This is a genomic window from Hungatella sp. SL.1.14 (assembly GCF_024460495.1).
Taxonomy (GTDB): Bacteria; Bacillota; Clostridia; order Lachnospirales; family Lachnospiraceae; genus Hungatella; species Hungatella hathewayi.
Genome location: NZ_JANFYJ010000005.1, coordinates 272,154 through 287,294, shown reverse-complemented (window position 1 = coordinate 287,294; position 15,141 = coordinate 272,154). Strand labels below are relative to the sequence as shown.

Sequence of the window (15,141 nt, the reverse complement as noted above, 5' to 3'; positions counted from 1 at the left end):
ATTATGTGTCACTGACCAAGCTCATAAACCGCAGATTAGGCATAGAGAACGGCGGGAGGGACAAGGCAGACCAGAGGACGCTGATGCACTTAAAATCGCTGGAAACGGTGGTGGAGCTGCATCTGGCCACGCTGATGGTAGAGGGGCTGCCGTACAAGGAGATATATCAGGGAGTGAAGAAGTTTATCGAAGCACTGTAGGGAACATCACGGCCGAAAATTCGGCAGCCAGTTTGAGTGGTAAGAAAAGGGCGGTCCGCTTGGGCCGCCTTACTTCATATAAGGGCAATAATATCGATATATAAAACCCCGGATTGCTCCGGGGTCAGGCCCACCGTGTTACGCATTGGTTAAGAGGCTTGATGGGATCTGTTGATTTAAATATGATAAGGAATGATAACCGCCTCATGGCGGGCCCTGCGGCCGACGACATTACATGTCGCATAAACGTTAATTCGGTTATGCAGGTATACAGCATATCTCTATCTGCACTCTTAGTATATGCCAAATACTTTAAAATGTCAACCGGACAGAAAAATCCAGACACTGTAAAGAATGTCTGGACCTCTCTGAGAAAATATAGGTTGTTGGAGAATCGTAAAACTTCCATTCGCATGTTTAGTATAGCACGTTAACAGGTGCTTGGCAAGGGGAAAAGGGGAAGCATACAGCTGATTATGTGAAGTTAAGGTGTACTGTTTGAATAAAAACGTTACGAAAATCGAAAAAGTTGATTTTTGGAGAAGAAAGGTATTGCCAGAACTCTCTGGAAATGATATAATCAGGCTGCTCGTATTATATATCTTATATCTTTCTGGCACGCCCAGTAAGAGTATTCATGCAAAGCCGCTCAGTATCCCCATACACTGGGCGGTTTTTGTGCGTAATCATGTATAGGTGATCAGTAGTAGAGACATCTAAAATGAGTATGCTGCATATAGAAAATGTGATACAATTAAATTCCTTCTTTACAAAACAATATATGCGTGCTATAATAATTATGTTTTTGCTTTTCTAACTTGCGGCTTAGCTATATTGGCAGGCCGCATTTTTTGTATACATAACTGCATAAATTTAGCAGAGTAGAGTAAAAAAGCGTTGATTTATTGAGAAAAAAAGTGATATGATTTTCCCAGCAGCTCTTCTTTGCGGTCGTCTAGGTATATTTCCCCCATATACCCGGGCGACTTTTATATGCGTATCTTACTACGTTACATCAGCCGGTATCTGGTGTCTGGTATCTGGTATCCGCTGAGTCAAAAACCACATAGCTGATATATCCACATCGATTATCATTTCCGCCATCTCGCGGGTCTCCTGGTATTTTGCATTTCTGGAAGCCTGGGCATGGCGCTGGTAGGTCTCAATTATCTCAAAAAATAATTCATCTGTTCGGTTCATCTTTTCATCTCCATTCAGTTATATTATTTCACTTGATTATTTTGATTAGGCGGCCTGTTTGGTACCATCTAAATGCATAAGCATATTGTATCATTCTCTGACTGCATTTTGACTGCATAACACTTAGTTTTGACTGCATTTAGTTAGTGATAGTTAGCGCGTGAAATATCTCAAAAAGCACGGTTTTAAGCCAAAAACAACGTAATTGCTAGATGTTAAAAACATGTACTGTTAAATCTAAATAATTTAAAAGAATATCGGCCATTTGTAAACGGGAATGGCTGGCTTATCAATAATATGGAGGAGGCCAGCAACGCTTTGACGGCCATATCTTTGGGAAAAGTAAATATTGATGAGATGAAAATGATATCAAGAGCCATAGCAGAGAAATTTTTTGATTATAAAACATTAGCTAGAAGATTATATGAATGAACGGAGGATAAAAATGATACCATCAATGAATGTTGTAAGGCAGTATGAATCAATTCGGGAGGAGTTAGATCAGGCGGCTCTGGAGGTTTTACATTCTGGATCATACATACTCGGTGAGTCTGTGGAGAGGTTCCAAACAGAGTTTGCTGACTATTGTGGAACGAAATATGCAATAGGTGTTGGGAATGGTACGGATGCGCTTGTTATTGCGCTCAGGGCCTGTGGCGTAAAAGCAGGAGACGAAGTCATTACTACAGCAATGAGCTTTTTTTCCACTGCTGAATCCATCGCTGCTGTTGGCGCAATTCCAGTATTTGTTGATTGCACATCAGATACATATCTGATGGACACTGCTCAAATAGAAGAAAAGATTACGGAGAAAACAAAAGCAATCATTCCAGTCCATTTGTATGGTCAATGTGCAGATATGGACGTAATATGCAGTATCGCTCAAAAATATAAGCTAAAAGTGATAGAAGATGCGGCACAGGCAGCCGGGGCAGATTATAAGGGAAAAAAAGCCGGAAGTATGGGAGATGCAGGCTGCATCTCCTTTTTTCCAACTAAAAATCTTGGAGCTGCAGGTGACGGAGGCATGATCATTACCAGTGATGAAGCAATTTATAAACAGTGTATGGCATTGCGGGTTCATGGCAGCGGAATGAACGGATACTTCACATATGGATTGCAGAAGGGAACAGATATATCGCAAGCAGAAGTAGATTTTAATGGGAATCTTCCTAAATATTTTAACTTTGTTGTGGGATATAATTCACGGCTTGATGCATTGCAGGCATCTATTCTAAATGTAAAACTGAACTATCTGGACGGCTGGAATGAAAGAAGACGCCAAATTGCAGCTATGTATAACGAAAAAATAACAAATCAGCTGGTAAAAAAACCATTTATAGCGGAGTACAATACTCATATTTATTATGTATATCTTTTGGTTACAGAGAAGCGGGACAAGCTGAGAAAGTATCTTGAGGATTGTGGAATATCCAGTGGCGTATATTTTCCGGTTCCGCTGCATCTACAAAAAGTATTTGAGAATTTGAAATACAAAAAGGGAGATTTCCCAAATGCAGAAAATATTGCGGAAAACAGCCTTGTTATTCCGATGTTTCCGGAACTGACGGATGAAGAAATTCAAAGTGTAATTAAAACTGTAAACAGTTATAAGGGGTAAGGTATGAAATTATCAGAAGTACCTATAGGAAAAAATGCACGAATAATTTGTGATGCGGAATTTGAAGATATGAATTACTGCACTTCCAAAGTGACAGAACCTTTTTTGAGTTTTATGGAAAAAGAAAAATTTATTCCTCAAATTAATCCGAATGCTGTTTGTATGATCTGTAAAGCAGATTTAATTGATAAACTGCCTTCTCATGTAAAAGGGATTATAGTGTCGGATGAACCAAAATTTTTATTTCACCAGATTTATAACCATTATGTAGCTAAAGGTGAAAAAAAGAACATGGAGACTACGATAGGTGAAGGCTGTACCATTAGTCATCAGGTTTCAATTGCTAGTAAAAATGTGCGGATAGGAAGAAATGTTGTTATTGAACCATTTGTGGTCATTCATGAAAATGTAGCAATCGGCGATAACAGTATTATCCATTCCAATGTAGTGATTGGCGGTCGAAGCTTTTCCTTTGCAAGAGCCAATTCCGGAATTATGGAAGGACTGTCTGATCAAGGCTGTGCAGTCATTGGAAATTCTGTTGAAATATATCCATTTACACAAATTGCAAAAGGAATTTGGAAGGACGATGTTACATTTATCGGTGATCATACTAAAATTGATGCTCATTGCTACATTGCCCATGGTGTTAAAGTGGGGGAAAGCACCCTGATTGCCTCCAATGCAGCAATTGGAGGCAATACGACTATTGGCGATCGTACCTGGATTGGCTTAAATGCTTCTATTGCAAACAGAATCACTGTAGGGAATGATTCCAGGGTAAATATGGGAGCTGTAGTTACAAAAAATGTTGCTGACGGATCATCGGTAAGTGGGAATTTCGCAATTGAGCATAAGAAATTTATAGGTTTTGTCAAAAATATAATGAATTCATAAGAGGAAAATATAATGAGATATGCACTAATCGGATGTGGGCGTATTGCTGCTAATCATATTAAAGCGGCTTTAAGCAATCAGCTGGAAATCGTAGCGGTTTGTGATATAAGTACGGATCATATAGATACACTTCTAAAAAAATATGATTTAGAAGAGAATCTTTCAATTAAACGATATGAAAATTATAAACAAATGATAGAGGAGAATAAGTTAGAACTTATCAGCATTGCTACGGAAAGCGGTCTTCATGCAGAGATCGCTCTCTATTGTATTGATCATGGAATAAACATTATTATAGAAAAGCCAATGGCAATGAATATCTCTGATGCTGAGGAAATAATCAGGCGATCTGAGGCAAATGGTGTAAAGGTTTCGGCCTGCCATCAAAATCGTTTTAATATTGCAGTACAGGAAATGAGACAGGTTCTGGAAGCGGGGCGTTTTGGACGCATCTCACACGGCTCAGTTCACGTGAGATGGAACCGGGGGCGTAGCTATTATGAACAGGCACCATGGAGAGGAACATGGGAGCAGGATGGTGGAGCTTTAATGAATCAGTGCATTCATGGTATCGATCTTCTTCGCTGGATGCTTGGAGATGAGATTGATACCGTTTATGGAGTTACAAGGCAACAATTTCATAATTACCTGGAAGCAGAAGATGTCGGTATGGCAGTTCTTCAGTTTAAGAACGGGGCTGTTGCTACTATTGAGGGGACAACAAATGTATATCCTAAAAATCTGGAAGAGACCTTATATTTATTTGGAGAAAAAGGGACCGTTAAACTGGGGGGCACATCAGCTAATAATATTGATGTGTGGAATTTTGCCGATCTGTCTGATGAGGACATAAAGAAACAGGGATTAGAAGAAGCTGCGTCTAATGTCTACGGGAACGGACACATAAGTTTGTTTAAAGATGTAATTGAATCAATTAAAGCAGACAGAAAACCGTATGTGGATGCAGTAGCAGGAAAGAATGCACTGGAAGTGGTACTTGCAATTTATCAAAGCCAGAAAACGGGGAGGCCTGTTAAGCTGCCCTTGGAGAACTTTGCGAGTGTAGATATGAAAGGAATATTTTAGTTAAAGTATGGCGATAAAAACAAAGGGCAGGTTTGGGAGTATTTCAAAGGACTTTTTTTATAATATTCTGGCATCTGTAATTCTAACAGGAGTTATGCAGGTTGTTGTTTACCCGTTTTTAGCTTTGAAGTTCAGCAACCAGGAATATGGGACTCTTCTTACTATAATGGGAATTGCGAATACCGTTATTGTTGCATTTGGAAACACTCTTAATAATGTAAGACTTATTGTTAATAACGATTACGAGAGAGAGCATCTGGAAGGCGATTTTAATGGTCTGTTGTTTTTCGCTTCGCTTATTGCTGTAGTTTTTTCATGTATGATCAGCAGTTTCTATTTCAGGCAATCAATTATTACCATAATTGGTTTGGCAGTCTTTGTTGCTCTGGGAACGGTAAGGTCCTATTATTGTGTGGAATTCCGATTGATTCTCGATTTTAAAAAGATACTGATTCAAAATATTGTAGGGGCTGTGGGGTATGCTGTTGGAGTTGCGGCTCTAATGGGAGTCCATATTTGGGTTATTCCTTTTATATTGGCTGAGTTGTTGCAGCTTATTTATGTACTAAAAAATAGTTCCTTGCAAAAGGAGCGTATAACTACTACGCCAGCTTTTAGGATGACACTAATCAAGTACATTATTTTGATATTTACGGGTTTATCAACTACCCTTATTACTTATTTGGATAGACTTATTATTTATCCGTTACTGGGTGGAGATGCGGTAACAGTTTATACTGTTGCCTCTTTTTTTGGAAAATCATTAGGAATCGTTATGACACCGATAGCAGGTGTGCTTTTGGGATATTATGCACAAAGAAATTTTATTATGACAAAGAAAAAATTCTGGTCGATAAATATGATTGCTGCTGCCGGAGGCGTAATTTTTGTGATTTTTTCTGTGATATTTTCACCATTTTTTACAAAATTATTATACCCTACGGTTTTTGAACAGGCAGCGCATTACATATTTATAGCAAATCTGGCGGCGACGATTAGTACCGTGTGCAGTTTGACCCAGTCGTCAGTATTGAAGTTCGCTCCCACATGGCTTCAGATAATTAAAGAACTTGTTTATGGCATTACCTATGTTGGCATGGGACTGGTTTTACTTAATGCATACGGACTTCTTGGTTTCTGCATAGCAGCAGTAACAGCTAATTGTACTAAGTTAATAACATTATATATTATTGGGACTTTGTTTATTGGAGGAAAGAAAAATGATCAATAGATCTTTTACGATTGCGATTGCAGGAATAGGTTATGTAGGTTTATCCAATGCGATACTTTTGGCACAAAGAAATAATGTGTATGCAGTGGATGTGGTAAAAGAAAAAATAAATATGGTAAATAACAGGAAATCACCTTTGGTGGATAAGGAAATTGAAGATTACTTATCAAATCATAAACTGAAGCTAATTGCCACTGAAAATGATGAAGAAGCTTATAGATCCGCGGATTACGTAATTATCGCGACGCCAACGAATTATATTGAAAAACGGAATTATTTTGATACATCTTTGGTAGAACAGGTGATTGAGCGGGTACTGCTTATTAATCCTCAGTCCGTTATTATAATTAAATCAACAGTACCTATCGGTTACACAAAGCTGATGCAGCAGAAATATCCGATGGCAAAATTACTTTTTTCACCGGAATTTTTAAGGGAGGGAAAAGCACTATACGATAATCTGTATCCCAGCCGTATTGTTGTGGGTATTAATGATATAGAGCTGGAAGATCAGGCCAGGACCTTCTCAGAATTATTATGCCAGGGAGCCATTAAGGAGGATATAAAAGTCATTATTACAAAAACCACAGAGGCCGAAGCTGTCAAGCTCTTTTCCAATACATATCTTGCTATGAGAGTTGCCTTTTTCAATGAGTTGGATACCTATGCAGAAAGTAAAGGGCTTAGTTCAAAGCAGATAATTGAGGCAATGAGCATGGATCCCCGAATTGGGATGAATTATAATAATCCGTCTTTTGGTTTTGGAGGATACTGTTTACCAAAAGATTCAAAGCAAATGGTTGCCAATTATCAGGACGTTCCGAATGATCTGATTAAAGCAATTGTTAATTCCAATCAAACTAGAAAGGCGTTTGTTGCTGAACAAGTTCTTAGGAGGGCCGGTTATCCTGAAAATCAGGATATTGTTATTGGGGTATACCGGCTGACAATGAAGGCAAACTCAGATAATTTTAGAGAATCTGCAATTCAGGGTGTAATGGATAATATTCAAAATCAAAATATCAAGGTAATTATTTTTGAACCCAATTTAAAGAGTGATAAGTTTGAAGGGTGCGCTGTAATAAAAGATTTTAATGAATTTTCAAGGGTGAGTACAGTTATTATTGCGAATCGTATGGAAGAGCCATTGAGAAACGTTGCAGATAAGGTCTATACCAGAGATATTTATGGAGAGAATTAAGCAGGGAGAGAAAAACTATGAGTCTATTCAGAAATAAGACATTGTTAATTACAGGAGGAACTGGTTCGTTTGGAAACGCTGTATTAAACCGCTTTTTAGCTACTGCTATAAAAGAGATCCGCATATTTTCCCGCGATGAGTTAAAGCAGGATGATATGCGGCATTTTTATCAGCGAAACTTTCCAGATGTCAGTGATAAGATCAAATTTTATATTGGTGATGTTCGTGATATGGGAAGCATTAGAAATGCTATGTATGGTGTAGATTACATTTTCCATGCGGCTGCTCTCAAGCAGGTGCCTTCTTGTGAGTTTTTTCCTTTAGAGGCAGTCAGAACTAACGTTCTTGGAACTGAAAATGTTTTAAATGCTGCTATTGAAGAAGGTGTGAAAAAGGTAATATGTCTTTCTACCGATAAGGCCGCTTATCCTGTCAATGCGATGGGTACGAGCAAGGCGATGATGGAAAAAGTAATTGTAGCAAAAGCCAGAACTGTTTCTCCGGATAAGACAACGATCTGCTGTACGCGTTATGGGAATGTTATGTGTTCAAGAGGGTCGGTAATTCCGCTGTTTATCAGTCAGATTAAAGAAGAGAAGCCTTTGACAGTAACAGCGCCTGCCATGACGAGATTTATCATGAGCCTGGAAGAAGCTGTGGAACTTGTTATGTTTGCATTTGAAAATGCGGAATCAGGAGACATAATGGTTCAGAAAGCGCCAGCCTGTACCATTGAAATATTGGCTCAAGCCGTGAAAGAACTGTTCCACGCATCAAATGAAATTAAAGTCATTGGAATTCGCCATGGTGAGAAGATGTATGAAACACTCTTGACTAATGAAGAATGCGCAAATGCATTGGATATGGGGGGATTTTACCGCGTGCCATGTGACAAACGCGACCTAAACTATGATAAGTATTTTAAAGAGGGAAATAAGGAGAGAAATATACTTCGTGAGTTTAACTCCAGCAATACGGAATTACTAAATTTAACTCAAGTGAAAGAAAAACTACTCGAGTTATCATATATACGTGATGAAATTGCAGAATGGGAGGCCAGATAGATGAGAGTCTTAGTAACCGGAGCTAATGGATTCATTGGAAAAAATCTTATAGCAGAATTAAAAAATCTGGGAATACATGAAATCTACGAATACGATGTGGAAACATCAGAAGAATGTTTGGAGGCGTTTTGCAAAGACTGCGATTTTGTTTTTAATCTTGCCGGAGTAAACAGGCCTGAAAATCCGGAAGACTTTTTGAACGGAAATTTTGGATTTGCTTCCCGATTACTGGAAGTTTTAAAAAAGAATAAAAACTTCTGTCCTGTAATGCTTGCGTCTTCCATTCAGGCAGAGATGAACAATCTCTATGGCAAAAGTAAGAAAGCCGGAGAAGATTTATTTTTTTCTTATGGAAAAGAATGCGGGGCAGATGTGTATATATATCGCTTTCCTAATGTGTTTGGGAAATGGTGCCGTCCTAATTACAATAGTGTGATAGCAACATTTTGTTATAATATTGCGCGAGAACTCCCTATACAGATAAATAATCCGGAAACAGTTTTGAAACTGGTCTATATCGATGATGCGATTTCAGAACTTATCTGTGCAATGGAGAAGAAACCGTTCAGACTTAATGATGGTTTTTGTAGTGTTCCGGTAGAACATACGGCAACTTTGGGGGAGATAGCAGAAGCAATCTTTTCCTTTCGGGAAAGCAGGAAAGAGAAAACCATTCCGGATATGGCTGAAGGGGGATTTATAAAAAAGTTGTACAGTACATATTTAAGCTATCTTCCTAAAACCTCCTTTTGCTATCCACTAAAAACTAATAAAGATGAAAGGGGCTCTTTCACAGAGATTATTCGTACTCCTGAACGTGGCCAGTTTTCCGTAAACATTAGTAAGCCTGGTATTACAAAAGGAAATCACTGGCATAATACAAAAAATGAAAAATTTTTAGTGGTCAGTGGGAGGGGGCTAATTCAATTCAGAAAGGTTGGCTCAGACGAAATTATTAATTATCATGTATCTGGAGAAAAAATGGAAGTAGTAGATATTCCGCCAGGATATACTCACAATATAATAAATGAAGGCAATGCCGATCTGGTTACATTCATGTGGTGTAATGAATGCTTTGACCCTGCAAATCCAGATACTTATTTTTTAAATGTGGAGGAAACGGTGGATGAATAAATTAAAGTTAATGACAATTGTTGGCACCAGGCCTGAAATCATTCGTCTATCTGAAGTTATTAAAAAATGTGATATCTATTTTGATCAGATACTGATTCATACCGGTCAGAACTATGATTACTGTCTGAATCAGGTCTTTTTTGAAGACTTGGGGTTGCGTGAGCCTGATTACTATTTGGAGGCTGCGGGGGGAGATTTGGGAGAAACAATTGGGAATATTATAACAAATTTTATATCTGATTTTTGATTATCCGAATAAACACTATACTTTCAAGCATTTTGAAATATAGGAAAGCACTCATTTTACCACGAATTTACCACGATTGAATGAGCCTTGATATGACGTAAGAATTTGAAAAGGACACCGTATAGTTTGGTGTCCTTTTACATGAAAATCATTAGTCGCTATTGATTGTTATTATACATTTTGTTAATTGTTCTTATTTCTTTTACGTTTTTTACCGAATAAAACAGCTAATACACCGGTTGAACCAGCAAACATAGAAGTAAACAATCCTACGTTTGTCATATCACCTGTTTTTACAGGGTTCTTTTGTCCGCTAGGCTTTGTTGGAGTAGTTGGCTTGCTCGGTTTCTGTGGCTGTTGTGGACTTACAGGTTTATTTGTTGCTTTTTCTTTTACGGTAACTGTAATTGTTTTTTCAGTAATTGCACCATTTTTATCTACTACACGGAAAGTTACATGATAAGTGCCAGCCTTAGAAGTATCTACATCATTTGCAATAATGTTATCTTTTGTTAAAATAATCGTTCCGTCCTCTTTATCTGTTGCTGTCGCATTTACCAATGGGTCGAACGTATCGCCTACATTCAATGTAACATCATTTGCTGAAATGATTGGAGCAGAGTTAAGGTCGCCTGTATTTTGTTTCACAGTTACAGTAATCGTTTTTTTAGCAGAAGCTCCGTTTTTATCTGTTACTTTATAAGTCACATGGTAAGTACCAGCCTTAGAAGTATCTACATCATTTGCAACAATATTATCTTTTGTCAAAGTGATAGTTCCGTCCTCTTTATCTGTTGCTGTTACATTTGCCAATGGGTCGAAAGTATCGCCTACATTCAATGTAACATCATTTGCAGAAATAGTTGGTGCTGCATTGTCTTCTCCTTGTGAGTTTAACGATAATTCCACTTTTAAAACGACGTTTCCGTCTTTATAAGTACCGCAATCATACTCATAAGTAACTGGTTTTTTTACATCATCTACCGTTATAATCCCCGTATCTTTGTCTAAAGTTCCATTTGCAGTAACTTTTACTTTTGAAATATCTATTCCTTGTTCAACATCTTTTTTTAAGTCGATTTTATTTCCTTTGATATCAATATAACCGTTGCCTACAAAAGCATGATTATTTTCAAGAACTTTATTCTCTCCGACATTTAACCAGTATAAATCATCGCAAATTAATTTTTTAATTTTTGTGTTTTTACTTATATCAAGACCTCTTATCCCTTGTTCAAAAATTTCACCGCAACGTAGCATTTCAAGTTCTAAATTATTGCTTAAATCTAATTTTTTAATAGTTGTATCATGACAAAAAAGGCGTGTCAGTTTTGTGTTTTTTGTTACATCTAATTCAGCTATATTTGTCCTATAACATGATAGTTGTTTCAAATTAGGGTTCTTACTTATATCAAGTGTTTTTACTTTTGTATCTCCTATATCTAAAGTGACTAATTGCGGATTATGTGTGACATCAAGTTCCATTAATCCTGTATTGCTACAAGATAGTTGTTCTAAGTTAGGATTGTTTGTTACATCTAAATTGGAAATAGAGGTACTATCTGCAAATAACGTATTCAATTTTTCATTCTTAGATACATCAAGACTGTTAATTGATGTATTATCGCAAACGAAAGCTTCCAAATTCGGATAACGTGTTAAATCAACGCTTCCTACTTTTGAAGAACGACAATCTAATCTTTTTAAAGATGAGTTTTTAACCGGACTTAAGTCTGAAACAGAAGTCGTAGAAACATCTAAAGACTGCAAATTTGTTAGATATTGAATACCCTCTAATGAAGATATCGTTTTCATACCATGTAAGTTTAAGAATTGGGCTTTTGATATTTCATCAACAGATAACACACTATCGCCGTCTTTATCAAATTCTGCAATGATTTGTTCTCTAAATACTTTGTCTGGAAAATGTGTTTCATCAATAGCAATGCTTCCAGCTTTTACTTCTGTATTTTTGCTTGCTTCAACGGTCTTATCTTCGGTAACCACTTCTTTTTCTGGTGTTGCAGGTGTTTCCTGTTTTGCACTTTCTTCTTTTAAAGTTTCTGCATTTTCAGCAGTTTCTTCCTGTTCCTTGTCTGTTATATTCTCTTGTACTTCTGCGTTTTCTGTTTTCTGTTCCACAGGAACTTGCTCTGTCTTGTTTTCTTCTACAACGGCTTCCTGCACAACTTCTGTGTTTTCCTGTGCCATGACAGGAGTAGGAAGCCCTGTAAGTGCAGTTGTTGTTCCAATCATCAATGCGGAACTTACCGCAAGGACTTGTTTTTTCTTCATAGTTTGTTCACTCCTTATTTTTCATAAATTCTTTGCATAGAAAAACGCACAAACTCCCCCTTATAACTGGATAATCTGTGCGTTCTGTTTATTATTGATAGAATTGAAAAAAGGGCAGAATTTACTTGTCTGTCTGTCTGTCTGTCTGTCTGTCTGTCTGTCTGTCGCAAGCGTAACAATGTGTGAACATGACTGTCAACCCTTTCTTTCAAAAAAATTCAATCCTTGCTTCTATACAAAAAACATTATACTGGAAACAAACACCTCTTTCAATCTTTTTATGCGTGCAAGATAAAAAAATTGAGACATCACACTTTTCCTTTTTTCCTCTTGAGTACCCACAACAGAAAAGAAAAAGCCCTGTCAAGAGCTTGCCACCATTGGTGGTGCTTTGCACTCTTGATCGGGCTTTTTGTTTGCTGTATCTTCTCGCAAGAGGAAAAAGATTACTCGTCCTCATCATCAAAATGGTTATTCCTTAATACTTCCCGTAACAGTTCCATATCCTCTTTTGAGTTCGGATTTATCATTTTCACGACTTGATAAGGTGTCCTATATTTATGTCCCTCTATGCTTTCCCCAAACATATCCATACTGTATAAATCATCATAGCGGTCTAGTAATTTTTGAAACTTCAAATGCTGGATAAATTCTTTGATTGGGTAAAGGTCGGACGCTTCAATGCTTTTCCCGTTGATATAGTCTGTAATGTATTCCCGTAACTTTTCCAACTCATATTCCAGCCATTCTTCCTCGCTGTCAAAGAAGTTATCATAGTGTCCGTGTTTCAGTTCTGCATTTAGACGTTCTTCTGTTCTTAAAAACTGACAGACTTCTTTTTCAGACTGATTGACATACTTCCATTCTCCCGATAATAATTCATTCGGCGTTACGTCCAGCACTTCCATTATCTTTTCCAGCGTTTCATAAGCAGGATAGTTCAACCCTCTTTCAATCTTGGAAAGGCTCTGCATATTGATACCGATTTTGTCCGCAAGTTCCTGTTGTTTCATTCCCCTAAATTTTCTTATGGTCTGTATATTATTTCCTAAATGGCTTATTTTCATTGCACAACCCTCCATATCTCGTTATATCTTCACTGTTATAAGTCTATCATGCTTAATATGATTTGTAAAGACAAAAAAAGATATTGACAAATAAGCATATAAGAATTACTATGCTATTGTGAGTGAATAAGCACAATAGAATGAAATACAAAAACATTCAAAAAGAAATACCCATCTGATTAAACCCGTAGATATGAATATTGGTTGAAATGGAACTTGTTAGAAAAGGCAAAACAGGACTTGCTGACAAAGTATTTCTGACACGGTGGCTGAAGCCTCTCAGGCTTACCGCCATGACACCTTGTGTCAAGGGGAAGAAATGCTTTGTCGGCTGGCGAGCCTGCGAGCCTTGACTGTGCCCCCGTTATCTAACAGGGGGGCACTATTTCACAAAAGACAAGTCAAAAACCATACAACCCCAAACCTGTGAGTAGTAATGAGAAGTTTTAAGAAGATAGTAATTTCACATTCTTTTGAATAGTGGTTTACAGGTATTTCAAGGCTGTTGTGGGATTGGAGGAATACAATGAACAATTTAGAATTTGCACTTGAAATGAAGAACAAACGTCTTGCAAGCGGTCTTTCACAAGGAGAACTTGCAAGTCTTACCCATGTATCAAGATATAGTATCAACCGCTTTGAGAACGGAAAAGCCAACGCAAGTAAAGAAACACAGAACATTATCCTGCGTTGTCTGAATTACTATGTCTGTGATAAGCCTTTTTATCTGCTCGTTGATTATCTGTCTGTCCGTTTTCCAACGACTGACGCATTAGAAGTTATCCGAAAGGTGCTTGGCATGAAAGCGGACTATTTTATCCATTATGACTATGGGTATTATGGCTATAAGGAGCATTATGCCTACGGGGAAATCAAGGTCATGGCTTCTGATGATGAACACATGGGTGTATTTTTAGAATTAAAAGGGGCAGGCTCACGCAACATGGAATATGTCTTACAGGCACAGAACAGGGATTGGTATTCATTTTTAAACCGCTGTCTTGACTGTGGCGGTGTTATCCGACGTTTTGACTTGGCAATCAATGATATGTGCGGTCTGCTGGATATTCCCGTTTTGTCTGAAAAATACAAAAATGGCGGTGCGGATTGTCGCTGTAAAAACTATGAAAATGTACAAGGTGGAAAACTAAGCGGAAAAAACCGTAATTTAGCAAGTACCCTTTATATCGGCTCAAAGGCAAGCACAAAATATTTCTGCCTGTATGAAAAACAAAAGGAACAGGCAACCAAAAAGAAACATACGGATATTATCAACCGTTTTGAAATTCGTCTGCGTGATAAAAAGGCAGTACAGGCAGTTGAGGAATTGTTATTGACATATAACCCTCATGGGTTGGTGTTTTACCTTATTACTGATTTTGTGCAATTTCCCGATTATCCGCTGTGGGAGATATTCATTTCCCATGACAGTTTACCTTTTGAAATGACCCCCGTACCTGTCAATATGGAACGCACTCTGCAATGGCTGGAAAGACAGGTCATGCCGTCAATCGTGATGATAGAGGAAATCGACAGGCTGACAGGCTCAAACTACATGAAAATGATTGATGAATGTACCCACCTTTCCGAAAAACAGGAAATGCTTGTAGAACAGATGTGTACGGATATAGCAGATGTAATCGAAAGTGAGGGGGTGTTTTATGAGTAATGCACAGGATATTCCCGTATGGGAAAAATATACCCTTACCATTGAAGAAGCGTCTAAGTATTTCCGTATCGGAGAAAACAAGTTAAGACGCTTGGCAGAGGAAAACAAGGGCGCTGGCTGGCTCATTATGAATGGCAACCGCATACAGATTAAACGCCGACAGTTTGAACAGGTTATTGACAAATTGGACGCAATCTAATGCAAATGAGCCTTGTATGTGTTATGATGA

The 15,141-nt window shown here is 37.8% G+C and carries 12 protein-coding genes and 2 pseudogenes; 11 read left to right on the top strand and 3 right to left on the bottom strand.

Going from position 1 to position 15,141, the window contains the following annotated elements; translation table 11 throughout:
• Positions 1 to 200, top strand: a pseudogene (locus NE473_RS08015) (hypothetical protein); the annotation flags it as partial.
• A gap of 1,005 nt (positions 201 to 1,205) precedes the next feature.
• Here NE473_RS08015 and NE473_RS08010 read toward each other — a convergent pair.
• Complete coding sequence (locus NE473_RS08010; RefSeq protein WP_256265202.1) at positions 1,206 to 1,400, bottom strand: GNAT family acetyltransferase; 195 nt, start codon at positions 1,398 to 1,400, stop codon at positions 1,206 to 1,208.
• Positions 1,401 to 1,845: 445 nt separating this feature from the next.
• On the opposite strand from NE473_RS08010, the gene NE473_RS08005 reads away from it, so the two are divergent.
• The 8 genes and pseudogenes from NE473_RS08005 to NE473_RS07970 form a co-directional block, all read left to right on the top strand.
• Positions 1,846 to 3,021, top strand: coding sequence for a DegT/DnrJ/EryC1/StrS family aminotransferase (locus tag NE473_RS08005; protein ID WP_055650717.1), 1,176 nt, complete (start codon positions 1,846 to 1,848; stop codon positions 3,019 to 3,021).
• A 3-nt stretch (positions 3,022 to 3,024) separates the two neighbouring features.
• Positions 3,025 to 3,918 carry a DapH/DapD/GlmU-related protein gene (locus NE473_RS08000; RefSeq protein ID WP_055650718.1) on the top strand — a complete coding sequence of 298 codons (894 nt, stop codon included), beginning with the start codon at positions 3,025 to 3,027 and terminating at the stop codon, positions 3,916 to 3,918.
• Positions 3,919 to 3,930: 12 nt separating this feature from the next.
• Positions 3,931 to 5,004 (top strand): Gfo/Idh/MocA family protein, encoded by a 1,074-nt coding sequence (locus NE473_RS07995; protein ID WP_055650719.1) that lies wholly within the window; start codon positions 3,931 to 3,933, stop codon positions 5,002 to 5,004.
• Positions 5,005 to 5,011: 7 nt separating this feature from the next.
• On the top strand, positions 5,012 to 6,235 hold the full coding sequence (locus NE473_RS07990; protein WP_055650720.1) for a lipopolysaccharide biosynthesis protein: 1,224 nt from the start codon (positions 5,012 to 5,014) through the stop codon (positions 6,233 to 6,235).
• Complete coding sequence (locus NE473_RS07985) at positions 6,225 to 7,436, top strand: nucleotide sugar dehydrogenase (RefSeq protein ID WP_155560765.1); 1,212 nt, start codon at positions 6,225 to 6,227, stop codon at positions 7,434 to 7,436. Before NE473_RS07990 ends, NE473_RS07985 begins: the two co-directional genes overlap by 11 nt.
• Before the next feature lie 17 nt (positions 7,437 to 7,453).
• Positions 7,454 to 8,500 carry a polysaccharide biosynthesis protein gene (locus NE473_RS07980; protein ID WP_055650722.1) on the top strand — a complete coding sequence of 349 codons (1,047 nt, stop codon included), beginning with the start codon at positions 7,454 to 7,456 and terminating at the stop codon, positions 8,498 to 8,500.
• Positions 8,501 to 9,634 (top strand): capsular polysaccharide biosynthesis protein CapF, encoded by a 1,134-nt coding sequence (locus NE473_RS07975; protein ID WP_055650723.1) that lies wholly within the window; start codon positions 8,501 to 8,503, stop codon positions 9,632 to 9,634.
• Positions 9,627 to 9,857 (top strand): annotated as a pseudogene (locus NE473_RS07970) (UDP-N-acetylglucosamine 2-epimerase); the annotation flags it as partial. The gene NE473_RS07975 and the pseudogene NE473_RS07970, both read left to right, overlap by 8 nt.
• A gap of 207 nt (positions 9,858 to 10,064) precedes the next feature.
• On the opposite strand, the gene NE473_RS07965 reads toward NE473_RS07970, so the two are convergent.
• Both NE473_RS07965 and NE473_RS07960 read right to left on the bottom strand, forming a co-directional pair.
• Complete coding sequence (locus tag NE473_RS07965; protein ID WP_256265199.1) at positions 10,065 to 12,176, bottom strand: immunoglobulin-like domain-containing protein; 2,112 nt, start codon at positions 12,174 to 12,176, stop codon at positions 10,065 to 10,067.
• 446 nt (positions 12,177 to 12,622) lie between these two features.
• The gene (locus tag NE473_RS07960; protein ID WP_009242236.1) at positions 12,623 to 13,243 is read right to left on the bottom strand and encodes a helix-turn-helix domain-containing protein; all 621 of its coding nucleotides are present in this window, start codon (positions 13,241 to 13,243) and stop codon (positions 12,623 to 12,625) included.
• A 526-nt stretch (positions 13,244 to 13,769) separates the two neighbouring features.
• Between NE473_RS07960 and NE473_RS07955 the strand changes: the two genes are divergently transcribed.
• Positions 13,770 to 14,912 (top strand): XRE family transcriptional regulator, encoded by a 1,143-nt coding sequence (locus NE473_RS07955; protein WP_256265198.1) that lies wholly within the window; start codon positions 13,770 to 13,772, stop codon positions 14,910 to 14,912.
• A complete protein-coding gene (locus tag NE473_RS07950) occupies positions 14,905 to 15,111 on the top strand; it encodes an excisionase (protein WP_005336079.1) in 207 nt (68 codons plus the stop codon). The genes NE473_RS07955 and NE473_RS07950 overlap by 8 nt, the downstream gene beginning before the upstream one ends.
• Positions 15,112 to 15,141 lie beyond the last annotated feature (30 nt).